The following is a 24,002-nucleotide window of genomic DNA, read 5'->3' on the forward strand; positions in this document are numbered from 1 at the left end:
AGTACTCGGCTACGAACCGAGCGGTCGGAGGTTCGAATCCTCCTGGATGCACCATATCTCCCCAAATTAACCGCACCGCTGTACCCGCATGTTGTTGCGTTGTTCCAGCAATCCCAAAGTAGGATAACGTCGCGTGCGACGGCCCGTCAGGGTGAGGCGAAGCCGAATAATCCTCCTGGATGCACCATCACTTCATTAATCATTATATCTTATCAGATCCACCTATCCTCAAATTCCCCCTTAACTTCATGGTCTTAAGCCAAATTCTACCTGAGCTTTATCCCACGTATTTATCTGAATCTAAAAATCCCTATATCTTTCAAGGCATTTGCGGATCCATGCTAGCAGCGACAACCAGTGTGCTTTTACGCTAAAGTAATCGTTCCGTTATCAGGATGGATACGAGAATGTACGATGCTTATGATGGCTTGATTTTCGATATGGATGGCACCATCCTCGACACCGAGCCGACACACCGTAAAGCCTGGCACCAGGTGCTGGCGCAGTACGGCATGACCTTCGACGAAACGGCGATTATTGGCCTTAATGGCTCACCGACCTGGCGCATTGCACAGGTGATTATTGCCAATCATCACAGCGACCTCGATCCTCATCGGCTGGCCGCAGAGAAAACCGCCTTACTGAAAACGATGCTGTTTGATACCGTCCAGCCGCTGCCGCTGATTGACGTTGTCAAATCGTACAAAGGGCGCCGCCCGATGGCGGTAGGCACCGGCAGCGAGCATGCGATGGCGGTGGGGCTGTTGCAGCATCTCGGCCTCCTGGCACATTTCGACGCCATTGTCGGAGCAGATGATGTTAAACGCCACAAGCCGGAACCTGATACATTTCTGCGCTGCGCCGAATTGATCGGTGTACCGGCCGCGCGCTGTGTGGTGTTTGAAGACGCTGATTTTGGTATACAGGCAGCAAAAGCAGCGGGCATGGATGCGGTGGATGTCCGTCTGCTGTGAGTGAATGGCTTTCATATGGTTCGATGTTTGCCAGTAGCTTTCTCAGCGCCACGCTGTTACCGGGCAGCTCAGAGGCGCTACTGGTAGGGCTCTTGCTGGCAGGGAAAGTTTCTGTTGGCGCTCTGGTTTTCACTGCCGCACTGGGAAACACCCTGGGCGGATTAACCAACATTGTAATAGGTCGCCTGCTTCCACAGAAAAATCAGGGGCGATGGCATGACACAGCAACGGCGTGGCTGCACCGTTTGGGGCCTGCTGCGCTGCTTTTCAGCTGGTTACCAGTGATTGGTGATCTGCTGTGCGTTGTTGCCGGGTGGTTACGTTTTGCCTGGTTGCCGGTGGTGATTTTTCTCGCTATCGGCAAGACCTTGCGTTACGTAGTACTGGCAGCCGCAACACTTCAGGGCATGGAATGGTGGCATTGATTCGCTTTAGGGCGGCGCTACGGTTAACATTATGCTTAACAATAATAAGTTTTTCTCTGAGCGGGAGGTCAATTTGATCCCGGACGTATCACAGGCGCTTTCCTGGCTGGAAGCTCATCCTGACGCACTTAAAGGTATTGGCCGCGGTATTGAGCGCGAAACTCTGCGCGTTAAACCGGATGGTCATCTGGCCACGACCGGGCACCCAGCTTCCCTTGGCTCAGCCTTGACGCATAAGTGGATCACCACTGACTTTGCCGAAACGCTGTTAGAATTTATTACGCCGGTCGATCAGGACATTGATCATCTGCTGGCGTTTTTACGCGATATCCATCGTCACGTTGCGCGCGAGCTGGGTGAAGAGCGCATGTGGCCGATGAGCATGCCGTGCATGATCGATCCCGGCCAGGATATTGAACTGGCGCAGTACGGCAGTTCGAATATCGGCCAGATGAAAACGCTGTATCGCCAGGGGCTGAAAAACCGCTATGGCGCACTGATGCAGATTATCTCTGGCGTGCACTATAACTTCTCGCTGCCACTCTCATTCTGGCAGGAGTGGGCAGGGGTGAAGGATGCGGAAAGCGGTAAAGAGGCGATCTCCGATGGCTATCTGCGCCTGATCCGTAACTACTACCGCTTTGGTTGGGTGATCCCTTACCTGTTTGGTGCATCGCCTGCAATCTGCTCTTCTTTCCTGCAGGGGAAAGAGAGCGCGCTGCCGTTCGAACGCAGCGATAAAGGCATGCTGTCACTGCCTTATGCCACTTCATTGCGTCTGAGTGACCTGGGCTACACCAACAAGTCACAAAGCAGCCTTAACATTACCTTCAACAACCTGGCGGAATACATTAAGGGCCTGAAGGCGGCGATTAAAACCCCGTCTGAAGAGTTTGCCAGCATGGGCGTGAAGGATGAAAACGGCGACTGGCTGCAGCTAAATACTAACGTGCTGCAGATTGAAAATGAGCTGTATGCGCCAATCCGGCCGAAGCGCGTCACCCGATCGGGCGAAGCGCCTTCGGATGCACTGCAGCGCGGCGGTATCGAGTATATCGAAGTGCGCTCGTTGGATATCAACCCGTTCTCGCCCATCGGCGTAGACGCCAACCAGGTGCGTTTCCTGGATCTGTTCCTGATCTGGTGTGCACTGGCTGAAGCGCCTGAGATGAGCAGCGCAGAATTGGCCTGCACGCGTAAAAACTGGAATCGGGTGATCCTTGAAGGGCGTAAACCTGGCCAGACTATCGCAATGGGGTGTGAAGAAGCACAGCATCCGCTGATAGACGTGGGTAAAGCGCTGTTTAGCGATCTGCGGCGCGTAGCGGAAACGCTGGACGGGCAGAGCGGCGAACATCACTATCAGGAAGTCTGCGATCGCCTGGTGGCCTCGTTTGATGACCCTGATCTGACTTACTCAGCGCGCTTCCTGCAAAACCTGAAAGCCAATGGCATTGGCGGTGCCGGACTGGCGCTGGCCGAGCAGTATCGCCAGCAGCTGAGCGAAGAGCCGCTGGAAGTGCTGACTGAACAGCAGCTTAGCGATGAGGCTCTGCGCTCTAAGGTAAGTCAGCAGGAGATTGAAGAAAGTGATACGCTTAGTCTGGATGCCTTTTTGAAAGACAAAGGCTAGCGTTAGAAAAGAAAAAGGCCACAATCACTGTGGCCAAATTAACATCTCTGTTGTCAGGGATGAGATGATGATAACAAATGCGCGTCTTTCATATATTCAGACGCGCCCTACGCGTAAAAGTTTCATCATTGCAAAAATAAATTCATTAGTTGAGGTAACCGTATGCCATTGCTGGATAGCTTTACCGTCGATCATACCATCATGAATGCGCCTGCTGTGCGCGTTGCGAAGACCATGAAAACGCCACAGGGCGATACCATTACCGTATTCGACCTGCGTTTCTGCCGTCCGAACATTGAGATTTTGACCGAGCGCGGGATCCATACGCTGGAGCACCTGTTTGCCGGCTTTATGCGTAACCACCTGAACGGTGACGGTGTCGAAATCATCGATATTTCACCAATGGGATGCCGCACCGGTTTCTACATGAGCCTGATTGGCGTGCCGGACGAAAAGCGCGTTGCGACAGCGTGGAAAGCGGCGATGGAAGACGTGCTGAAAGTGAAGCAGCAGAGCGATATTCCTGAACTGAATATCTACCAGTGCGGAAGCTGTGAGCTGCACTCGCTGGAGCAGGCTCAGGAGATCGCGCGCAACGTCATCTCTAAAGAGATTGGTGTGAACCGCAATGAAGATTTAGCGCTGCCAAAAGAGAAGTTGAAAGAGTTGCACATCTAAATCGTAGTGGCGAGGCGTGCCTCGCCAGGGTCAGGCATGCCTGGCCCCTACGTTTACGACCCGACCGATTCCTTCAAAGATGTCTTCGGCGTGATGCGTACCTGCTTAATCATGTTGTCCTGCACATCGAGAATATCAACGGCGTAATGCCCGATATGGACCGTGGTTCCCGGCAGCGGGATATCCTGCAACTCCTCCAGAATCATGCCGTTCACGGTGCGCGCTTCCTCTTCCGGCAACGTCCAGTTAAAAGCTTTGTTCAGCTCGCGGATATTGGCGCTGCCCTCAACCAGAACCGAACCATCGTTCTGCGGCACCACTTCTTCGGCAAGCGTTGGCGACATTGAGGTGGTGAAGTCCCCGACAATCTCTTCGAGAATATCTTCGATGGTCACCAGCCCTTTGATATCACCATACTCGTCCACTACCAGCCCGACCTTCTTCTTGTTGCGCTGGAATTTTACCAGCTGCACGTTGAGCGGGGTGCCTTCCGGCACGAAATAGATCTCATCGGCAGCGCGCAGCAGCACTTCTTTGGTGAACTCTTTCTTCTCGGTCATCAAACGATAGGCTTCGCGCACGCGCAGCATGCTCATCGCATTATCCAGGGAGTCGCGGTACAGCACGATGCGGCCATGCGGTGAATGCGTCAGCTGGCGAACAATCGACTTCCAGTCATCGTTGATATTGATACCGGCAATCTCATTGCGCGGCACCATAATGTCATCCACGTTGACCTTTTCCAGGTCAAGCACGGACAGCAGCATGTCCTGATTACGGCGCGACATCAGCGAGCGCGATTCGTGGACGATGGTACGCAGCTCATCTTTACTCAGTGCGCCGCTGATAGCGCCGTCGCTTTTGATACCGACCATGCGCATCAGAATGCGCGTAATGGTGTTAAGCAGCCACACCAGCGGCATCATGACGATCTGCAACGGCCCCAGCAAGATGCTGCTCGGGAAGGCGACTTTCTCCGGGTACAGCGCGGCGATAGTTTTTGGCAGCACCTCTGAGAACACCAGCACCAGGAAAGTCAGAATACCCGTGGCAATAGCCACCCCGGCATCACCGTACATGCGCATCCCGACGATAGTCGCCAGCGCTGAGGCCAGAATGTTCACCAGGTTGTTGCCAATCAGCACCAGGCTTATCAGGCGGTCCGGGCGGCGCAGTAATTTTTCGACCCGACGCGCGGCGCGGTTACCGTTTTTAGCGAGGTGGCGCAGCTTGTAGCGGTTGAGCGTCATCATGCCGGTTTCGGAACCGGAGAAGTACGCCGACACCAGAATCATGATGACCAGCGTAATAATCAGGGTCGTAGTTGAAACGTGTTCCAAGAGAGGTCCTTGCTTTGGAAATTCAGGAAGTTAATAAATGCTGCAGCATGCGGCTACCAAAATAAGCCATAGTGAGCAAAAATGCCCCGCCGCAGTTGAACCAGACGACGCGGCGCCCACGCCAGCCTTCATGATAGTGGCCCCACAGCAGTACGATATAGACAAACCAGGCGAGTATCGACAGCACGGCTTTATCAATGTTCTCACGACTGAACAGATCCGGTAAGTAGAACAGACCGGTGCAGAGCACCAGCGTCAGCAGCACCACGCCAATCTGCGTAATATGGAACATCTTACGCTCAATAGTCATCAGCGGCGGAATGTCCGTGCTAAAAGCCAGTTTCTTGTTCTTCAGCAGCCAGTCAATCCACGCCAATTGCAGAGCGTACAGCGCGGCGATAATCAGGGTGGCGTAGGCGAAAAGGGCGAGGCCAATATGCACCATCATTCCCGGGGTGGTTTCCAGGTGAGTGATAAAGGCATTGGGAACGAAAGTCGCAAAAGCCAGGTTAATCAACGCGAAGCTGTAGACTATCGGTAGCAGGATCCAGCCACGATTACGTGAGGCGACAATGGTCATAATCGCGCAGATCAGCAGACTCACCAGCGAACCGATGTTCAGCAGGCTGAGGTTCTGCCCGCCATCAGGCCCAAATATGCGCTGCTCAAGCGCCACAGCGTGAAACACCAGCGCTGCCACGGCGGACAGCACCGCCAGACGGCGCCATGTGCTGTTCTTACGCAGCAGGCTGGGAACGATCAGGGCAAGGCTGAATGAGTAGGCGAGTAGCGCCAGAATCGCAAATACGGACATAGATCTCGTTAGTTACCGACAAGACTGAGAAAAAAACCAGTATAGCGCCAGCGACGGCTGGCTCCAAACGATCTCAACTCATATGGCTGAGATCGCTGCGTCACTATGTTATAATCCGCGCCATTGTGTCGCCGAGGCGGCCTCTCATTACGTTGAGCGAGAGACGATGTTTGATAATTTAACCGACAGACTGTCGAAAAGCCTGCGCAATATCAGTGGCCGCGGGCGGCTGACAGAAGACAATATCAAGGACACGCTGCGCGAAGTGCGCATGGCGTTGCTGGAAGCGGACGTTGCGCTGCCGGTAGTCCGTGACTTTATCGGACGCGTCAAAGAGCGCGCCGTCGGTCACGAAGTGAACAAAAGCCTGACGCCGGGTCAGGAGTTCGTAAAGATCGTTAAAAACGAACTGGTTGCTGCCATGGGCGAGGAGAACAACACTCTGAACCTGGCGGCGCAGCCACCGGCCGTGGTGCTGATGGCGGGCCTGCAGGGTGCGGGTAAAACCACCAGCGTCGGTAAGCTCGGTAAATTCCTGCGTGAAAAGCACAAGAAGAAAGTGCTGGTTGTCTCTGCCGACGTTTATCGCCCGGCGGCGATTAAACAGCTGGAAACCCTGGCCGAGCAGGTTGGCGTCGACTTCTGTCCGTCAGACCTGAGCCAGAAGCCGGTCGACATCGTTAAAAATGCACTCCAGCAGGCCAGGCTGAAATTCTACGACGTGCTGCTGGTGGATACCGCCGGTCGCTTGCACGTCGATGAAGCGATGATGGACGAAATCAAGCAGGTTCATGCCGCGATTAATCCGGTAGAAACGCTGTTTGTGGTCGATGCCATGACCGGTCAGGATGCTGCGAACACCGCGAAGGCGTTTAACGAAGCGCTGCCGCTGACCGGCGTGGTTCTGACTAAAGTCGACGGTGATGCCCGCGGCGGTGCTGCACTGTCGATTCGTCACATCACCGGTAAACCTATTAAATTTATGGGTGTCGGTGAGAAAACCGAAGCCCTTGAGCCGTTCTACCCGGAGCGTATCGCCTCACGTATCCTCGGCATGGGCGACATGCTGTCGCTGATCGAAGATATCGAAAGTAAGGTAGACCGCGCCCAGGCCGAGAAACTGGCCAGCAAGCTGAAGAAGGGCGACGGTTTCGACCTCAACGACTTCCTCGACCAGCTGAAGCAGATGCGTAACATGGGCGGCATGGCCAGCCTGATGGGCAAACTGCCGGGCATGGGACAGCTGCCGGACAACGTTAAATCGCAGATGGACGATAAAGTGCTGGTGCGTATGGAAGCGATGATCAACTCCATGACGCGCAAAGAGCGTGAAAAGCCGGAGATTATCAAAGGCTCACGCAAGCGCCGTATCGCGACAGGTTCAGGCATGCAGGTGCAGGACGTTAACCGCTTATTAAAGCAGTTTGACGATATGCAACGCATGATGAAGAAGATGAAGAAAGGTGGCATGGCGAAAATGATGCGCGGCATGAAAGGTATGATGCCGCCAGGTTTCCCAGGCCGTTAAGCAAGCCGGAAAATGGCTCAGGCGAATTAGATTGCTTTTTGCGCCAAAATGAGTAAAATTTTCGGGCTTTTTATATTGCACCCGGGCCCCGTTCCCTCAATGGGGCCCGGTTGTTTTATTAACTAAAGAGGATGTTATGGTAACAATTCGTTTGGCACGTCACGGCGCTAAAAAGCGTCCGTTTTATCAGGTAGTCGTAACCGACAGCCGTAATGCTCGCAACGGTCGCTTCATCGAGCGCGTTGGCTTCTTCAACCCGATCGCTTCAGGTCAGGCTGAGCCACTGCGTCTGGATCTGGACCGCATTGAGCACTGGGTTGGCCAGGGCGCTACTCTGTCTGATCGCGTTAACGCGCTGATCAAACAAGCTAAGAAAGCAGCTTAATCTGTCACGGTGGTCAACATGAGCAAGCAACTCACCGCCCAGCCTCCCGCTAACCCGTTAATTCTGGGGAAGATGGGCTCGGCCTACGGTATTCGTGGTTGGCTCAAAGTGTTTTCCTCCACCGAAGACGCTGAAAGCATTTTTGACTATCAGCCGTGGTTTATCCAACGTGCGGGTCAATGGCAGCTTGTCGAGCTGGAAGGCTGGAAGCGCCACAATCAGGACATGATCATCAAAGTCAAAGGCATTGACGATCGTGATGCTGCGGGTCTGCTGACCAATTGCGAAATTGTCGTGGATTCAGAGCAACTGCCGGAACTGGAAAGCGGCGACTATTACTGGAAAGACCTGATGGGCTGCCAGGTAGTCACCACTGAAGGATACGAGCTGGGTAAAGTCATCGATATGATGGAAACCGGTTCAAACGACGTTCTCGTCGTCAAGGCTAACCTGAAGGATGCATTTGGTGCGCAGGAGCGGTTAATTCCGTTCCTCGATGAACAGGTTATCAAGAATGTCGATCTCACTACTCGCACCATCAAAGTAGATTGGGATCCTGGTTTTTGAGCTCCGAACAAAACGGTAATACTCCGGCGCAAAGTATGTGGATTGGCGTAATCAGCCTGTTTCCTGAAATGTTTCGCGCAATTACCGATTACGGAGTAACTGGCCGGGCAGTAAAAAATGGCCTGCTCAGCATTCAGAGCTGGAGTCCTCGTGACTTCGCTCATGACCGGCACCGTACCGTGGATGAACGTCCTTACGGCGGCGGACCGGGAATGCTAATGATGGTTCAACCCTTACGGGATGCCATCCACGCAGCAAAAGCGGCGGCAGGAGAAGGCGCAAAGGTGATTTATCTGTCACCTCAGGGGCGTAAACTCGATCAAGATGGGGTTTGCGAGCTGGCGACCAACCACAAGTTAATTCTGGTGTGTGGTCGTTATGAAGGGATCGATGAGCGTGTAATCAAAACCGAGATTGACGAAGAATGGTCGATTGGGGATTACGTACTCAGCGGTGGCGAGCTGCCAGCGATGACGCTGATTGACTCGGTTTCCCGGTTTATTCCGGGAGTGCTGGGGAAACAGGCGTCAGCCGAAGAGGATTCGTTCTCGGAGGGTTTGCTGGATTGCCCACACTACACCCGCCCTGAAGTGTTAGAAGGGATGGAAGTACCGCCAGTTCTGCTGTCGGGCAACCATGCTGATATTCGCCGGTGGCGCCTGAAACAGTCGCTGGGCCGTACCTGGCTTAGAAGACCTGAACTTCTGGAAAACCTGGCTCTGACTGAAGAGCAAGCAAAGTTGCTGGCTGAGTTCCAACGGGAACATCGCCAGGCAACAAAACATGATACGGCTGGAAAGGCATAACGCCATCCGCCTTAACTATCAGTTTACCCAGGATAAGAGATTTAATTATGAGCAACATTATTAAGCAGATCGAACAAGAACAGATGAAACAGGACGTACCTTCATTCCGTCCGGGTGATTCCGTGGAAGTGAAAGTATGGGTCGTTGAAGGTGCTAAAAAGCGTCTGCAGGCATTCGAGGGCGTGGTTATCGCTATTCGTAACCGCGGTCTGCACTCTGCATTCACTGTTCGCAAAATTTCTAACGGCGAAGGTGTTGAGCGTGTATTCCAGACTCACTCCCCAGTAATCGACTCGATCACTGTGAAACGTCGTGGTGCTGTGCGTAAAGCCAAACTGTACTACCTGCGCGAGCGTACTGGTAAGTCTGCACGTATCAAAGAACGTCTGGGCGCTAAAGCGGCCTCTTAATAGTTAATAGCAAACAAAGGGCTGGCCTGCGGGCTGGCCCTTTTTTTATCTGCAAAATCCCCCGATCCCCCCGCGAAATTTTCTGCCTGCCGCGCCTGCTGAAAAAAAATAAAAAACCGTTCCCTGCTGATATTTAACCGGATATGTAAAAATTAGCGCGTATGTTTGATAGAACCCTATCCTTTGCAGGAACGATATTCCCTATGCGTTTTACGCCCAGTCCTTCAACCGGTGTGTCGATGAAAATCGGCGGTGCCCTGACCTCTACGCTAATGATGGCCTGCGTGAAAGGATTAGACGGGGCTATCCCGGTTGGAGAGGTGATCTTCTTTCGCTCTTCAGTGGCGCTTATCCCGCTGTTTATCTGGCTGTGGTGCCAGGGCAATATCCTTGACGGTATCCGTACGCGCAATGTTAAAGGACACTTCCTGCGCGGGCTGGCCGGTACAGGGGGGTTGTATTTCAGCTATCTGGCACTGCTGTATATCTCGCTGACTGAGGTCACCGCGATTAATTATGCCGCGCCGCTCATCACGGTGGTCATGGCGGCATTCTTCCTGCGGGAGAAGGTGAAGTATCACCGCTGGGTCGCGGTCATTGCCGGGTTTGCCGGGATCATCGTGATGATGTCCGGGCAGCTATTCTTTGCAAGAGAAGGGGCATTCAGCACGCTTAGCTGGCTGTCTACGCTGGGCATGATCCTGGCACTGCTGGCGGCGGTGTGCATCGCCGGTGCCTCAATTCAGATCCGCTACCTCAACGGGATTGAAAAACCCGGCGCAATTGCCTTCTGGTTTGCCATTACCACCACGCTGACCTCGCTGTTGACCCTGGGTTTTGGCTGGTCGCTACCCAACGGCAGGCAGCTGATGTTGCTGCTGGGATGCGGATTATTAGGCGGGATAACGCAGATCCTGCTGACGCTGAGCCTGAAATATGCCGATGCCTCGCTGCTGGCACCCTTTGATTACACCACGCTACTCTGGTCGGTGTTTATCGGCTATCTGTTCTGGGACACCTTGCCGCAGTCGGCAACAATGATCGGCGCGGGGCTGGTGGTCAGCGGGGGAGCCATCTCTCTCTATTTTGAACGGCGCAGTCGGCGGGGGATCACGCCGCTCAATGTCGGCGGATAATCTGAGGCGGGACCCGTGCCCGCCTCAATTGATTACTGGCTTGCTGCGCGCAGCAGCTCAACCAGCAGTGGTGACAGCTCATGGCGCAGCGCGGCACGCTCGGACTGGAACAGCGTGGCGGCGAAAAACTTATGCCCCGGGAGCTCCATCGCGCGCACATCGCCATCACGATCGTGCGCGCTGAGGCGTAGTGGGTAGCCGCTCAGCTCGACAACAAAATCCGGGTTCACGCCAAAATTACAGTGATAGCCCTCAGTTATCTCAGATTTGCCATAGGCCCGCGCCAGCAGCGTGTCGGGCTTAATCAAAATATCCCCGTTTTTCTCGACCAGCGAACAGCTCAGCGGCGCAATAACCAGTCGCCCCCCGCTGGCCGTTTCGGCATGGCCGGCATCGGTCCAGCCCATCACATTGCGCGCATATTCCACAATAGCGTATTGAAATCCGGCGCAGGAACCGAGAAACGGCACGTTGTTCTCTCGCGCATAAGTAATCGTCATAAACGCGGCATCATCGCTGTGATACGGGCTGCCCGGCACCAGCCAGATGGCATCAAAATCCTGCAACATGCTGCGGTCGGTCAGGGTTTCAGTGGGTAGCCATTGTGGGGTAACGTCGAGATTAAGGGCTTGCGCAGCCAGGGAAATGGCCAGGGGGATGGCCTGATGCGCAACGGCATCGGGACGGTAGTCGCCAACCAGAGCTAAACGAAGGTAGGTCATTGTCGTTTCCTGTGCAGGTAAAAAAGGATGCTACTGCAACGGTTTCACGCTGGCAAGCACCGCAGGTTATTCGTATGCTGGGTGTCTACCGCACGCAAGGAGAGAGATGTGACACAGCGTATCAATCAGTTTGGACAGCCCATTGGCGCAGCACTGCCGGACTGGCAGCCCGTTGCTATTCCCGCTCCACAGGCGCTAACCGGTCGCTTTTGCCGCCTGGAACCGCTTGATGCCGCCCGGGATGCGGCTGGCCTTTATGCCGCTTATGCTTCGGCTCCCGATGGCCGTGACTGGACCTATTTAACGGAAGAACGTCCGGAAACCCTGGCTGATTTTCATATCTGGCTCGAGCAGCGCGCCGCAGAGAAAACCTTTGTCACCTTTACCATCTTCTGTACGCAGCGTGAAATTCCGGTAGGACTGGTTTCCTATATGCGCATCGACCCGGTTAATGGATCGCTGGAGATCGGGGGTGTCACCTGGTCGCCATTTATGAAGCGCACGGTGATCGGCACTGAAGCCCTGTGGCTGATGATTAAGCACACTTTTGACCTCGGCTATCGCCGCTGTGAGTGGAAGTGTGATGCGCTGAATCTGCCATCGCGCAATGCGGCGCTACGCTTAGGGTTCACCTGGGAGGGCACTTTCCGCCAGATGATGGCACGTAAAGGGCGTACGCGTGACTCCGACTGGTTTTCCATTATTGATGGCGAATGGCCAGCGATCGACAAGGTGCTGACTGACTGGCTGTCCCCGCAGAACATCGATGCGCAGGGGCAGCAGCGACAATCGCTCAGCGCGCTAATGCGGGCGGCGAAGGTGGTAGATGGCGGTATTGACCGGGCCGCTGTTCAGCACGATTAACCCGTAACGCACAGCGACTAATTCCGCGCCGGCACTTACCGCGACAGCACGGCTGGCAAGGTTGGTTTCAGCGGCAAGGATCTCAATGACGTCGATATCCGGCTGGGAGAACGCCCGTTCAACCAGCCATCTTACGGCGCTGTGGGCAATTCCCTTACGCTGTTCGCTGCTGCGCACCCAGTAGCCGAGCGCCGCCGGGCTCTCCGCGCCAGCCGGATAGCGTATTCCCGCGCCGCCCAGCAGGCGACCATCTTCTGCAAACAGGCCCAGCTCGTCCGCAGTGCCCTGTTGACGTTGCAGATGGGTATAGCGGAACCACTGACGGGCCTCTTCCTCCCGATAATCCTCATGTGCCCACGCCATCCATGGGATCAGCGTATCCAGAGAGTGATTAACCGCACTCGCAAAGGCGGCAGCATCGTGCTCTGCAAAGGGGCGAATGACTAAATTCACGCTCGGCTCCTGTTCTTTTCCCTGAGTGAGGCTGAGTATAGATCCTGTGAGTATAGATCCTGAGCGTCGCGCAGGTAACGGAAATTATGGGTATTTTTCAATGCTGACGCTGCAATGTAAACTTATATGTACATAGCGCTTTCATGATTTGTATTATTCAAGTAATTGTTTTATATAGTTTAAATGGGTTATTTTATGGTGTTTTAACGAAGGTGGTAATAATTGTGTACATAGTGCTGTTGTGTTATGTACGCATTCTGGTACAGTTGGTTTCAACCTCGCTGAGGATCCCTATTAACGAATTGCCAGGATGACGATCATGCAAAAAGATGCGCTGAATAATGTACATATTGCCAACGAACAGGTGCTGATTACCCCGGAAGAACTGAAAAAGCAGTTCCCGCTGAATAGCGTGCTGGAGGGGCAGATTGCCGCTTCACGCCAGACTATTTCTGACATCATCAGCGGGAAAGATCATCGCCTGCTGGTGGTGTGCGGTCCGTGTTCCATTCACGATACCGAAGCGGCTCTCGCCTATGCGCGTGACCTGAAAGCGCTGGCGGATCAGGTTGGCGATCAGCTGTACATCGTGATGCGCGTCTACTTTGAAAAGCCACGTACCACCGTGGGCTGGAAAGGGCTGATCAACGATCCTCATATGGATAACACCTTTGATATGGAAGCCGGCCTGCATATTGCGCGCCAGCTGCTGCTCAATCTGGTGGAGATGGGCCTGCCGCTGGCAACCGAAGCGCTGGATCCAAACAGCCCACAGTACCTGGGGGATCTGTTCAGCTGGTCTGCGATTGGCGCCCGTACCACTGAATCCCAGACGCACCGCGAAATGGCTTCTGGCCTGTCAATGCCGGTTGGCTTCAAAAACGGCACCGATGGCAGCCTGGGTACCGCGATTAACGCCATGCGCGCTGCGGCCATGCCACACCGCTTTGTCGGTATCAATCAGGCAGGGCAGGTGTGCCTGTTACAGACTCAGGGCAACCCGGACGGGCATGTGATCCTGCGCGGTGGTAAAAAGCCTAACTACGGCCCGGAGGACGTGGCGCAGTGTGAAAAAGAGATGCAGCAGGCGGGACTCCGCCCCGCCTTGATGATAGATTGCAGTCATGGCAATTCTAATAAAGATTTCCGTCGCCAGTCGGGCGTTGCCGAGTCTGCGGTTGCGCAGATCAAAGATGGCAACCGCTCAATTATCGGCCTGATGCTGGAAAGTAACATTCACGAAGGCAATCAGTCTTCCGAGCAGCCGCGCAGTGATATGCGCTACGGGGTTTCCGTCACCGATGCCTGCATCAACTGGGAAACTACCGAAAGCCTGCTGCGTGAAATTCATCAGGATCTGAACGGAGTGCTGGCGGCGCGTCTGTCGCAAGAGGGTTAACGAGTTATGGTGGCTGAACTGACCGCGCTACGCGATCAAATCGACGAAGTGGATAAAGCGCTGCTGGACCTGCTGGCAAAACGGCTGGAGCTGGTAGCGGAAGTGGGCGAGGTGAAGAGCCGCTACGGATTACCGATTTATGTCCCGGAACGTGAGGCCACGATGCTGGCCTCGCGCCGCGCCGAGGCTGAAAAGCTTGGCGTGCCGCCGGACCTGATCGAAGATGTGCTGCGCCGCGTGATGCGTGAATCCTACACCAGTGAAAATGATAAGGGCTTTAAAACCCTGTGTCCTGAGCTGCGTCCGGTGGTGATCGTCGGCGGCAAAGGGCAGATGGGGCGGCTGTTTGAAAAGATGCTCACGCTCTCCGGTTACCAGGTGCAGATCCTCGACAAAGGGGACTGGGACAATGCTGCGGCGATGCTGGCGAATGCCGGTATGGTGATTATCAGCGTGCCTATCCACCTTACCGAGCAGGTGATTGGCGAACTGCCGCCGCTGGCGCCGGACTGCATTCTGGTTGATCTCGCTTCGGTGAAGAATAAACCGCTGCAGGCGATGCTGGCAGCACACTCTGGCCCGGTATTGGGCTTGCACCCGATGTTTGGGCCGGACAGCGGCAGCCTGGCTAAGCAGGTTGTGGTCTGGTGCGATGGCCGCCAGCCGGAAGCCTACCAGTGGTTCCTCGAACAGATTCAGGTTTGGGGCGCACGCCTGCACCGCATCAGCGCGGTGGAGCACGATCAAAATATGGCGTTTATTCAGGCGCTGCGCCACTTTGCGACCTTTGCTTATGGTCTGCACCTGGCCGAAGAGAACGTGCAGCTGGAGCAGTTACTGGCGCTCTCCTCACCGATTTACCGCCTGGAGCTGGCGATGGTCGGGCGGCTGTTTGCGCAGGACCCGCAGCTTTACGCTGACATCATTATGTCGTCGGAAAGCAACCTGGCGCTGATTAAGCGATATTATCAGCGCTTTGGCGAGGCGATTAAGCTGCTGGAGCATGGCGATAAGCAGGCATTTATTGACAGCTTCCGCCGCGTGGAACACTGGTTTGGCGACTACGCGAAACGCTTCCAGGCGGAAAGCCGCACGCTGCTGCGTCAGGCTAACGACAGCAGAGCGTAGCCCAACCCCAGGGGACGACCCTTTTTCCGGTCGTCCCGCGAGTTTAAGCGCTGCTCTGCCGTAGAGGGGAACCAGAAACGTTCCCCATTTTATTTTTAGTTACTTCCATGATAGTGCGTGCGGTAGAAGCGTTGATACCAGCTGTCAGCCTGCTGCTGCATGTTAATATCGTCAAACTTTTGCGGATAAAGTTTCTTCGCCATCCACAGTTCGCCCAGCGCCATCGCTTCCGGCATCGGGTAACCCCAGGCCTTTGCGTATTCCGGCATCAGATACACGCGATGATTTTTTACCGCATCAACCGTCTGCCAGACCGGCTGCTGATTAATTTCATTGATGACCTGTGGGTAGCGATCCTGCACGAATATCACCTGTGGGTTCCATGCCAGAATCTGCTCCATTGATACCTGCTTATAGCCCTTAACCGTAGCGGCCGCGACGTTCAGCGCCCCGGCATGCGCCATCATCAGCCCGGTATATTTACCGGAACCGTAGGTCGTCAGGTCAGGATTCGCCATATAAACGCGGATACGCTGCGCCTGCGGCACGGATTGCAGCCGTTCGGCTACCTGCTGGCGCTGACTGAAAGTCGCCGCAATAAGCTTCTCTGCCTGAGGCTGGCGGTTAACCACGTCGCCAATCAGGCGAATACCCTGTTTAAGCCCGTCGTTGTAAGCCTGCTCCTCATTATGCAACTGTGGATTGAGCTGAGCTGCCTGCCGGGTGTCGCTGCGTAGCGAGATGGCGACCACGGCAATACCGAGATCCTGGATCTGGTCAATCATCTCCTGCGGCGCGTAGTTGGTGACAAACACCACCTGCGGATCCAGCGCGACCAGTTTTTCCAGGTCAACATGGGTCAGATCGCCCAGAGCGGGAATGCGATTCAGCTGCGGGACCAGCCGGGCATAGCCGTCCCCCAGCTGCTGTTTCCAGTTGCCGAGGATCCCGACCATTTTGCTGGTGGCATCAAGCTGTACCAGCAGGTTGAGCGTTTGGTGTTGCAGGACAACCACGCGGTCAACGCGATCGGGAATGGTTACCTTGCGCCCGAGCTGGTCAGTGACCTGGCGCGCCGCCAATGCGGAAAAGGGGAGCAGGATGGTGAGAAAAACGACATAAAAAAGCCGTGACAGCGGGATCATAATAAACGCCTGTTGTTCGTTGTATACCTAATGATATAGCGATCGGCGCGGCAGGGAAATCGATTCTCTGGGATTAGGGAAAAGCCGCCAGCCGGCATCGGGCTGGCGGCTGGCGGTTTACTGCGGGTCGACGGCGACCACGTTCTCGCCCGGATAGCAGCCAAGCACTTTCAGCGAGCGGGTGATTGGGGCCAACTCGCGCAGCGCTTCCTGCACGTCGTCATTGCGCAGGTTGCCCTGGAAGTCGATGTAAAACATCTCCTGCCACGGGTTGCCGTTAATTGGGCGCGACTCCAGCTTGCTCATGGTCAGATTGTGCTTGCGCAATACCAGCAGGGCTTCAACCAGCGCACCCGCCTGCTGGCCAGTGGCCATAATCAGCGTGGTTTTGGCTGGAACCTGGAGCGACACTTCAATCGGCTTGCGCGCCAGCACAATAAACCGGGTGATGTTTTGACGCTGGTTGGCCAGATTACGCTCCAGCACCTGAAGGCTGTAAAGCTCGCCACCGGCTTCACTGCCCAGAGCGGCGACTTTGGGTGAGTTCATCGCGGCCACTTTTTCCATCGCGGCTGCGGTGCTTTCGGTGTACTCAATTTTCCAGTGCGGATAGCGGTTAACAAACTGGCTGCACTGCTGGAAAGGCTGTGGATGACTGTAAACCGTTTCGATTTCCTGCAGCGTGGTATTGCCGGATACCAGCACGCAGTGGTCGATAGGGATAGTAATTTCACCCACGATAGACAGGCTGGTCTGCTGCAGCAGGTCATACACATCGGTAATGGAACCCGAGGTGGTATTCTCCACCGGCAGCACCGCGTAATCTGCCTGGCCGGTTTCGACCTGATTAAAGATATCGTGGAACTTCAGGCAGCCGCTCTCAATAAAGCTGTCGAAATGGCGGGCGGCATAGTGGCGTGACGCCAGGTGAGAGTATGAACCTTTTGGCCCAAGGAAGGCGATGCGTGCCGAATGCGGGTTAGTATTATTCAGCTGTTTTTGCAGCAGCGCCTGCTGGGTCAAAACGGAGTCTTCAATAATTTGCTGGAACAGGCGCGTGATGTAATGAGCATCCAGCTTGTGGCCTTTACCCAGGGTGATCAGATGTTCGAGCAGATCGCGCTCGCGGTCGATGTCACGGATCGGGCGGTGCGTGGCCATTTTGGCCTCGGCAACTTCTACCGCCAGCGCGCGGCGCTGTGCCAGCAGCGACAACAGTTGTTCGTCCAGTGCGCTGATCTTACCGCGCAGAGCAAGCAAAGGGTTTTCGGAGTTCATATGTGCTACCTGTCCAGATTTCGCTAAAAAAAAAGCCTCCCGGTTGGGAGGCTTTATTGTTCGTCTTCGCATTCATTCTCACACGACGAATTGCCTCCCAGTCAGGGGAAGGTAAAAAAGAATGCGAAGAAAAACGGAGCTGATTTCATTGGGGTATCCACTGTGTCTTGAAAGGTTAAAGTAACCGCTGCAATTTCCTTCTGTCAATAAAAAATGCGCCCGCAGGCGCGTTATCCTCGTTTTAACGAATTTATTCTTCGTCAGCCTCAACCACGCTGAGGTCTTTCACGCTGGCGTTAGCGCGGCGCGCTTCGCCTTTATGCTGAACCTTGTTCAGCTGACGCTCCAGTTTGTTGATCAGGTCATTGATTGCGGTATACATATCTTCATGTTTGGCACTGGCAATCAGCGGACCGTTGGGCGTGTTGATGTTCGCATCGGCAACAAACTCCTTCGGCTCCTTCGAAAGAACAATGTGCGGGTTTATCAGGTGGGTTTGCCACTTTTCGAGCTTGGCTAGACGGTCTTCGACATGCTGGCGAATTGCCGGAGTAATTTCCATTTGTTTACTGGTAATGTTCAGAACCATAGTACTTACCTCTCTGTCATTTCCGTCTTGGTAGGTCCAGCATAGCGCGTAAAATCGATAAATGTGTGATAAAGATCACGTTTTTTTGTCACTTTTTGTCAAGTGCACAAAAATTGCGAGCAGGGCAGGTAAATGGCGTTTCAGGGGTTGTACGCGGGCATGTTAACTGGCATGGTTGATGGGTTAACCGGACAGGAAATTTGGCGTTCAGCTGGGTTTTTAGTCAAAAAAAAGGCAGCCCGCGGGCTGCCTTTTTTATTGCGTCAGAATCAGGCCTGATTAGCGGCAATGATTTTTGCTACACGCTCGGCTTCCGCGTTCAACTGCAGCTGACGGTAAGCATTTTCCATCAGTGGCAGAGCTGTTCGGGTTGCCTGAGTATCCGGGTAATCTTTCAGCATTTGCTCTACACGGTTAACCACAGCGACATATGCCTCGCGTTTAGTGTAGAATTCCGCCACGGATAGCTCATATTTCGCCAGGCGATCTTTCAGGAACACCAGGCGCTTGCGTGCATCCGTCGCATACTGGCTGTTTGGATAGCCACGCAGCAGCTGCGAGAAGTCTTTGAATGCATCACGCGCATGGGTTGGATCGCGGTCTGAGCGGTCGATACCAAAAAAGCCCTGCAATGCGCTGTCATCCAGCGCCATGTCCGTCAGGCCACGCATATAGATCACGTAATCAATGTTCGGATGGGTCGGGTTCAGGCGCATAAAGCGGTCGATAGCGGCCTGCGCCAGCGGCAAATCGGCATTTTTATAGTAAGCGTAGATCAGGTCTAGCTGAACTTGCTGGGAGTAAGGGCCGAATGGATAGCGGTTATCGAGCGCTTCCAGTTGCGTTATTGCTCCTTTAAAGTTACCGTCCTGCAGTTTTTGCTGGGCAGTGGCATAAATCTCGGAAGGTGGGCTGTCTGGCACCACATCCTTGGAGCCGGAACATCCAGCTAATGCCAGGCTCAACGTGGCTGCAGCCACCAGATATTTCATACGCGTCATGACGATTTGCTTATCCTCAGAGTGTTATTCAGGAAGCTGTCCGTTAAGCCTCCGGTAGTGACCAGGTACGATAGCACATTATATTAAACGGCATCGCCGTGAAAACCCAACGTTAACGAAGAAGCTGTTTATTTATGGCACAACAAGTAAAACTCAACGCAACGGTATCCGAATCGCAACTCGGACAACGGTTAGATCAGGCTTTGGCCGAATTGTTCCCTGATTATTCACGTTCTCGCATAAAAGAGTGGATTCTGGACCGTCGCGTCACCGTAAACGGTGCAATTATCGACAAACCCAAGGAAAAAGTGCTCGGCGGTGAGCAAATCGTCATCGATGCAGAGATCGAAGAGGAAGCTCGCTGGGAGGCGCAGGACATCCCACTCAATATCGTCTATGAAGATGACGATATTCTGGTGATCAACAAGCCACGCGATCTGGTGGTGCACCCTGGCGCCGGTAATCCGGATGGCACGGTGCTAAATGCCTTACTGCATCATTTCCCGGCGATTGCCGATGTGCCGCGCGCGGGCATCGTTCACCGCCTTGATAAAGACACTACCGGTCTGATGGTCGTGGCGAAAACGGTTCCTGCCCAGACTCACCTGGTGGAGTCTCTGCAGCTGCGTGAATTCACCCGTGAATATGAAGCCGTGGCAATTGGTCGCATGACGGCGGGCGGAACGGTTAACGAGCCGATCAGCCGTCATTCGACCAAGCGTACCCATATGGCCGTTCATCCGATGGGTAAACCGGCTACTACGCACTATCGTATTATGGAGCATTTCCGCGCGCACACGCGTCTGCGTCTGCGCCTGGAAACCGGACGTACGCACCAGATCCGTGTGCATATGTCACATATTAATCATCCGCTGGTGGGCGATCCGTTATACGGTGGCCGCCCGCGTCCGCCTAAAGGTGCATCTGAAGCCTTTATCGGTACGCTGCGAGGCTTTGACCGCCAGGCACTGCACGCCACCATGCTGCGCCTTTACCATCCGATCACCGGGATTGAGATGGAATGGCATGCGCCGCTGCCGCAGGATATGGTCGACCTGATCAATGCCCTGAAGGCCGATACCGAAGAATTCAAAGAGCAGATGGACTGGTAATGAGCCTGATCGTACCGAACTGGTCGGTTCCCGTTAACGTTCGCGCGTGCAGCAGTACGCGCAAAGGTGGCGTCAGTCAGGCGCCGTGGAACAGCCTTAATCTTGGCGATCACGTCGGTGATGACCCTGAGCACGTGCGGGTGAATCGCCAGCGGCTGCTTGAGCTGGGCGATCTGCCTTCGATGCCGCAATGGCTGGAACAGGTTCACGGTACGGACGTTTTGCCGCTCAGCTGGCAGACTCCCGCTTCACTGCGTGCGGATGCGGCCTACACCCGTACGCCGGGCGTCGTGTGCGCGGTGATGACGGCTGACTGTCTTCCGGTGCTGTTCTGTTCGCAGGATGGTCAGGAAGTGGCGGCTGCTCATGCTGGCTGGCGCGGTCTGTGTAATGGCGTGCTGGAGGAGACCTTAAACGCTTTTTCGGCTTCCCCAGCTGAGATTTCTGTCTGGCTTGGTCCGGCGATTGGCCCCGATGCATTTGAGGTTGGCCCGGAGGTGCGCGAGGCGTTCATTGCGCAAAATCCAGGCGATTCAGCAGCTTTCCGCCCGGCAGGCGAAAAGTTTTATGCGGATTTATGGCTGCTGGCAAAACAGCGACTACAGGCCTGCGGAGTGCGCCAGGTCTGGGGTGGCGGCCAATGTACCCATACTCAGGCTGAGCAATTTTTCTCCTTCCGACGCGATGGTGTCACCGGCCGTATGGCAAGTTTGATCTGGCTGATATAACCTAGCGCGATAAGACGGTCCGGATTGATGTTTTTTTCTCCAAAATGTCAGGTCATTAACCTTGAAAAATTTGAGGGATGACCTCATTTAATCTCCAGTAGCAACTTGACCTGATAGGGGGAAATTATGCGTCTGGATCGTCTTACTAACAAATTCCAACTGGCACTCGCCGACGCCCAGTCACTGGCTCTTGGCCACGACAACCAATTCATTGAACCTCTGCATCTGATGAGCGCACTGCTCACTCAGGAAGGTGGGTCCGTTCGCCCTTTACTGACTTCAGCCAGCGTGGACGTTTCGTCCCTGCGTAACGCGATTGAACAAGCACTCAGCCGTCTGCCGCAGGTGGAAGGTACCGAGGGTGATGTTCAGCCGTCTGCTGACCTGGTGCGGGTACTTAATCTGTGCGACAAGCTGGCGCAGAAGCGCGGCGACAACTTTATCTCATCAGAATTATTCGTTCTGGCGGCGCTCGATTCGCGTGGTTCGCTGGCTGATTTATTGAAATCTGCCGGAGCAACCAGCGACAAGCTAACCAAAGCCATAGACCAGATGCGTGGAGGCGATAGCGTGAACGACCAGGGAGCTGAAGATCAGCGCCAGGCATTAAAGAAATACACCATCGATCTGACCGAGCGTGCTGAGCTGGGCAAACTCGACCCTGTCATCGGCCGTGACGAGGAGATCCGCCGTACGATTCAGGTTCTGCAGCGCCGTACCAAAAATAACCCGGTGCTGATCGGTGAGCCAGGCGTGGGTAAAACCGCGATCGTGGAAGGGCTGGCGCAGCGCATTATCAATGGCGAAGTGCCGGAAGGGCTGAAAGGCCGCCGCGTTCTGTCGCTGGACATGGGTGCATTGATTGCCGGGGCGAAGTACCGCGGTGAGTTCGAAGAGCGCCTGAAAGCAGTATTGAGCGACCTGGCGAAACAGGAAGGGAACGTCATTCTGTTTATTGACGAGCTGCATACCATGGTCGGCGCCGGTAAAGCCGACGGCGCAATGGATGCCGGTAATATGCTGAAACCGGCATTGGCGCGCGGTGAGCTGCACTGCGTGGGCGCCACTACGCTGGATGAGTATCGTCAGTATATAGAGAAGGATGCCGCGCTGGAGCGTCGTTTCCAGAAAGTGTTTGTTGCCGAGCCGAGCGTGGAAGACACCATCGCTATTCTGCGCGGGCTGAAAGAGCGCTATGAGCTGCATCACCATGTGCAGATCACCGACCCGGCAATTGTGGCGGCCGCAACCCTGTCGCACCGCTATATTGCTGACCGCCAGCTGCCGGACAAAGCCATCGACCTGATCGATGAAGCTGCTTCAAGCATCCGTATGCAGATTGACTCGAAGCCGGAATCACTGGACCGTTTGGAGCGCCGGATTATCCAGCTCAAGCTGGAGCAGCAGGCGCTGAAGAAAGAGTCTGACGATGCCAGCATCAAGCGTCTGGATATGCTGGAAGCTGAGCTGAGCCAGAAAGAGCGCGAGTATTCAGAGCTGGAAGAAGAGTGGAAGGCGGAGAAAGCCTCTCTGTCCGGTACTCAGCATATCAAGACAGAGCTGGAAAATGCCAAGCTGGCGATGGAGCAGGCGCGCCGTCAGGGCGACCTGGCCCAGATGTCAGAACTGCAGTACGGTAAAATACCAGAGTTGGAAAAACAGCTGGAGAGCGCCACTCAGTCTGAAGGCAAAACCATGCGCCTGTTGCGTAACCGCGTGACCGACGTCGAAATTGCCGACGTACTGGCGCGCTGGACCGGCATCCCAGTGGACCGCATGATGGAAGGTGAGCGCGACAAGCTGCTGCGTATGGAACAGCAGCTGCATACGCGGGTGATTGGTCAGAATGAAGCGGTTGAAGCGGTTTCAAATGCGATTCGCCGCAGCCGTGCAGGCCTGGCCGATCCTAACCGCCCGATCGGTTCATTCCTGTTCCTCGGTCCAACCGGGGTGGGTAAAACTGAGCTCTGCAAAGCGCTGGCGAATTTTATGTTCGACAGTGACGATGCCATGGTGCGCATTGATATGTCCGAGTTTATGGAAAAACACTCTGTCTCGCGTCTGGTTGGTGCTCCTCCCGGCTACGTCGGATATGAAGAGGGTGGTTACCTGACAGAAGCGGTTCGTCGTCGTCCTTATTCGGTGATCCTGCTGGATGAAGTCGAGAAGGCGCATCCGGATGTGTTTAACATTCTGCTGCAGGTACTGGATGACGGTCGCCTGACGGATGGCCAGGGTAGAACGGTCGATTTCCGTAACACCGTGGTAATCATGACTTCGAACCTCGGTTCCGACCTGATTCAGGAGCGTTTCGGCGCGCTGAGTTACGATGCGATGAAAGAGATGGTGATGGCCGTTGTCAGCCAAAGCTTCCGCCCTGAGTTCATCAACCGTATTGATGAGCTGGTGGTGTTCCACCCGCTGGGCGAGCAGCATATTGCCTCTATTGCACGCATTCAGCTGACGCGTCTTTATCAGCGCCTCGAAGAGCGCGGTTATGAACTGCATATCTCAGAAGCAGCATTGCAGAAACTGGCGGAGAATGGTTACGACCCGGTTTACGGGGCAAGGCCGCTGAAACGTGCGATTCAGCAGCAGATAGAGAATCCGCTGGCGCAGCAGATATTGTCCGGAGAGTTAGTGCCGGGCAAAACCATCCAAATGGATGTGGAAAACGATATCATCGTCGCACATCAGTAATAACGGTAAGTGACAAAAATGGGCCTCTGGCCCATTTTTGTTTATTAAAGAGGCAAAAAGCGGGCCTTAAAGGGTGTTTTGCCTGGAAAGTGAGCGCTTGAAAAGTTTTTTGCGATTTGCCCTTGCCACTCTCCAGAAAATCCCTATACTGCGCCTCCACTGACACGGAACAACGGCTTACCGGCCA

The 24,002-nt window shown here is 54.6% G+C and carries 25 protein-coding genes and 1 other annotated feature; of the genes, 16 read left to right on the forward strand and 9 right to left on the reverse strand.

All coding sequences use genetic code 11. The features are described 5' to 3' along the window. The first annotated feature begins 407 nt into the window (after positions 1 to 407). The 4 genes from yqaB to luxS all read left to right on the forward strand — a co-directional run bounded on the left by yqaB (position 408) and on the right by luxS (position 3,710). Positions 408 to 974 (forward strand): fructose-1-phosphate/6-phosphogluconate phosphatase, encoded by a 567-nt coding sequence (yqaB, locus tag QLG07_RS24020; protein WP_048917104.1) that lies wholly within the window; start codon positions 408 to 410, stop codon positions 972 to 974. Then, positions 971 to 1,399 (forward strand): YqaA family protein, encoded by a 429-nt coding sequence (locus QLG07_RS24025; protein ID WP_133622898.1) that lies wholly within the window; start codon positions 971 to 973, stop codon positions 1,397 to 1,399. The genes yqaB and QLG07_RS24025 overlap by 4 nt, the downstream gene beginning before the upstream one ends. Positions 1,400 to 1,430: 31 nt before the next feature. Further along, complete coding sequence (gshA, locus tag QLG07_RS24030) at positions 1,431 to 3,032, forward strand: glutamate--cysteine ligase (RefSeq protein ID WP_282470301.1); 1,602 nt, start codon at positions 1,431 to 1,433, stop codon at positions 3,030 to 3,032. 162 nt (positions 3,033 to 3,194) lie between these two features. Next, entirely contained in the window at positions 3,195 to 3,710 is a 516-nt protein-coding gene (luxS, locus tag QLG07_RS24035; RefSeq protein WP_048917102.1) for an S-ribosylhomocysteine lyase, read from the forward strand. 53 nt (positions 3,711 to 3,763) lie between these two features. Here luxS and QLG07_RS24040 read toward each other — a convergent pair whose 3' ends face one another. Together QLG07_RS24040 and QLG07_RS24045 are read right to left on the reverse strand one after the other, a co-directional pair. Beyond that, positions 3,764 to 5,050 carry an HlyC/CorC family transporter gene (locus tag QLG07_RS24040; RefSeq protein WP_282470302.1) on the reverse strand — a complete coding sequence of 429 codons (1,287 nt, stop codon included), beginning with the start codon at positions 5,048 to 5,050 and terminating at the stop codon, positions 3,764 to 3,766. A gap of 22 nt (positions 5,051 to 5,072) precedes the next feature. Continuing rightward, a complete protein-coding gene (locus tag QLG07_RS24045) occupies positions 5,073 to 5,864 on the reverse strand; it encodes an inner membrane protein YpjD (protein ID WP_048917100.1) in 792 nt (263 codons plus the stop codon). A 166-nt stretch (positions 5,865 to 6,030) separates the two neighbouring features. On the opposite strand from QLG07_RS24045, the gene ffh reads away from it, so the two are divergent. From ffh to QLG07_RS24075, 6 genes are all read left to right on the forward strand, one after another. Next, positions 6,031 to 7,392 carry a signal recognition particle protein gene (gene ffh, locus QLG07_RS24050; RefSeq protein ID WP_048917099.1) on the forward strand — a complete coding sequence of 454 codons (1,362 nt, stop codon included), beginning with the start codon at positions 6,031 to 6,033 and terminating at the stop codon, positions 7,390 to 7,392. A gap of 136 nt (positions 7,393 to 7,528) precedes the next feature. Further along, positions 7,529 to 7,777 carry a 30S ribosomal protein S16 gene (rpsP, locus tag QLG07_RS24055; RefSeq protein ID WP_004155935.1) on the forward strand — a complete coding sequence of 83 codons (249 nt, stop codon included), beginning with the start codon at positions 7,529 to 7,531 and terminating at the stop codon, positions 7,775 to 7,777. 18 nt (positions 7,778 to 7,795) lie between these two features. Continuing rightward, positions 7,796 to 8,344: a ribosome maturation factor RimM gene (gene rimM / locus QLG07_RS24060; protein ID WP_048917098.1), complete on the forward strand. Its 549-nt coding sequence runs from the start codon at positions 7,796 to 7,798 to the stop codon at positions 8,342 to 8,344. A gap of 35 nt (positions 8,345 to 8,379) precedes the next feature. Further along, the gene (trmD, locus tag QLG07_RS24065) at positions 8,380 to 9,150 is read left to right on the forward strand and encodes a tRNA (guanosine(37)-N1)-methyltransferase TrmD (protein ID WP_133622901.1); all 771 of its coding nucleotides are present in this window, start codon (positions 8,380 to 8,382) and stop codon (positions 9,148 to 9,150) included. A gap of 47 nt (positions 9,151 to 9,197) precedes the next feature. Further along, a complete protein-coding gene (gene rplS / locus QLG07_RS24070) occupies positions 9,198 to 9,560 on the forward strand; it encodes a 50S ribosomal protein L19 (RefSeq protein ID WP_048917096.1) in 363 nt (120 codons plus the stop codon). Positions 9,561 to 9,763: 203 nt separating this feature from the next. Further along, entirely contained in the window at positions 9,764 to 10,696 is a 933-nt protein-coding gene (locus tag QLG07_RS24075; RefSeq protein WP_282470303.1) for a DMT family transporter, read from the forward strand. 32 nt (positions 10,697 to 10,728) lie between these two features. Here QLG07_RS24075 and QLG07_RS24080 read toward each other — a convergent pair whose 3' ends face one another. Beyond that, positions 10,729 to 11,418: a CTP synthase gene (locus QLG07_RS24080; RefSeq protein ID WP_048917094.1), complete on the reverse strand. Its 690-nt coding sequence runs from the start codon at positions 11,416 to 11,418 to the stop codon at positions 10,729 to 10,731. A gap of 108 nt (positions 11,419 to 11,526) precedes the next feature. Between QLG07_RS24080 and QLG07_RS24085 the strand changes: the two genes are divergently transcribed. Continuing rightward, positions 11,527 to 12,282: a GNAT family protein gene (locus QLG07_RS24085; protein WP_133622903.1), complete on the forward strand. Its 756-nt coding sequence runs from the start codon at positions 11,527 to 11,529 to the stop codon at positions 12,280 to 12,282. Here QLG07_RS24085 and QLG07_RS24090 read toward each other — a convergent pair. Next, positions 12,220 to 12,735, reverse strand: coding sequence for a GNAT family N-acetyltransferase (locus tag QLG07_RS24090; protein ID WP_187498649.1), 516 nt, complete (start codon positions 12,733 to 12,735; stop codon positions 12,220 to 12,222). The genes QLG07_RS24085 and QLG07_RS24090 overlap by 63 nt on opposite strands. A gap of 319 nt (positions 12,736 to 13,054) precedes the next feature. On the opposite strand from QLG07_RS24090, the gene QLG07_RS24095 reads away from it, so the two are divergent. Together QLG07_RS24095 and tyrA are read left to right on the forward strand one after the other, a co-directional pair. Continuing rightward, the gene (locus QLG07_RS24095) at positions 13,055 to 14,134 is read left to right on the forward strand and encodes a 3-deoxy-7-phosphoheptulonate synthase (RefSeq protein ID WP_133622904.1); all 1,080 of its coding nucleotides are present in this window, start codon (positions 13,055 to 13,057) and stop codon (positions 14,132 to 14,134) included. A 6-nt stretch (positions 14,135 to 14,140) separates the two neighbouring features. After that, entirely contained in the window at positions 14,141 to 15,262 is a 1,122-nt protein-coding gene (tyrA, locus tag QLG07_RS24100) for a bifunctional chorismate mutase/prephenate dehydrogenase (protein WP_133622905.1), read from the forward strand. 95 nt (positions 15,263 to 15,357) lie between these two features. Here tyrA and QLG07_RS24105 read toward each other — a convergent pair whose 3' ends face one another. From QLG07_RS24105 to bamD, 5 genes are all read right to left on the reverse strand, one after another. Then, a complete protein-coding gene (locus tag QLG07_RS24105) occupies positions 15,358 to 16,407 on the reverse strand; it encodes an ABC transporter substrate-binding protein (protein ID WP_282470304.1) in 1,050 nt (349 codons plus the stop codon). A gap of 117 nt (positions 16,408 to 16,524) precedes the next feature. Then, positions 16,525 to 17,685 (reverse strand): bifunctional chorismate mutase/prephenate dehydratase, encoded by a 1,161-nt coding sequence (pheA, locus tag QLG07_RS24110; RefSeq protein WP_099753848.1) that lies wholly within the window; start codon positions 17,683 to 17,685, stop codon positions 16,525 to 16,527. 25 nt (positions 17,686 to 17,710) lie between these two features. After that, positions 17,711 to 17,835: a sequence feature (Phe leader region), on the reverse strand. Then, positions 17,787 to 17,834 carry a pheA operon leader peptide PheL gene (pheL, locus tag QLG07_RS24115; protein ID WP_133625021.1) on the reverse strand — a complete coding sequence of 16 codons (48 nt, stop codon included), beginning with the start codon at positions 17,832 to 17,834 and terminating at the stop codon, positions 17,787 to 17,789. (Overlaps the previous feature by 48 nt.) Before the next feature lie 100 nt (positions 17,836 to 17,935). After that, positions 17,936 to 18,274 carry a ribosome-associated translation inhibitor RaiA gene (raiA, locus tag QLG07_RS24120; RefSeq protein ID WP_099753847.1) on the reverse strand — a complete coding sequence of 113 codons (339 nt, stop codon included), beginning with the start codon at positions 18,272 to 18,274 and terminating at the stop codon, positions 17,936 to 17,938. Positions 18,275 to 18,543: 269 nt separating this feature from the next. Next, positions 18,544 to 19,275, reverse strand: a complete 732-nt coding sequence (gene bamD, locus QLG07_RS24125; RefSeq protein WP_133622906.1) for an outer membrane protein assembly factor BamD — start codon at positions 19,273 to 19,275, stop codon at positions 18,544 to 18,546. A 134-nt stretch (positions 19,276 to 19,409) separates the two neighbouring features. Between bamD and rluD the strand changes: the two genes are divergently transcribed. From rluD to clpB, 3 genes are all read left to right on the forward strand, one after another. Next, on the forward strand, positions 19,410 to 20,387 hold the full coding sequence (rluD, locus tag QLG07_RS24130; RefSeq protein ID WP_062818391.1) for a 23S rRNA pseudouridine(1911/1915/1917) synthase RluD: 978 nt from the start codon (positions 19,410 to 19,412) through the stop codon (positions 20,385 to 20,387). After that, positions 20,387 to 21,115 (forward strand): purine nucleoside phosphorylase YfiH, encoded by a 729-nt coding sequence (yfiH, locus tag QLG07_RS24135; protein WP_187498827.1) that lies wholly within the window; start codon positions 20,387 to 20,389, stop codon positions 21,113 to 21,115. Before rluD ends, yfiH begins: the two co-directional genes overlap by 1 nt. A 126-nt stretch (positions 21,116 to 21,241) precedes the next feature. Then, on the forward strand, positions 21,242 to 23,815 hold the full coding sequence (clpB, locus tag QLG07_RS24140; RefSeq protein ID WP_048917083.1) for an ATP-dependent chaperone ClpB: 2,574 nt from the start codon (positions 21,242 to 21,244) through the stop codon (positions 23,813 to 23,815). Positions 23,816 to 24,002 lie beyond the last annotated feature (187 nt).

The sequence above is a fragment of the Erwinia sp. V90_4 genome (genome assembly GCF_029967685.1).
GTDB lineage: Bacteria > Pseudomonadota > Gammaproteobacteria > Enterobacterales > Enterobacteriaceae > Erwinia > Erwinia aphidicola.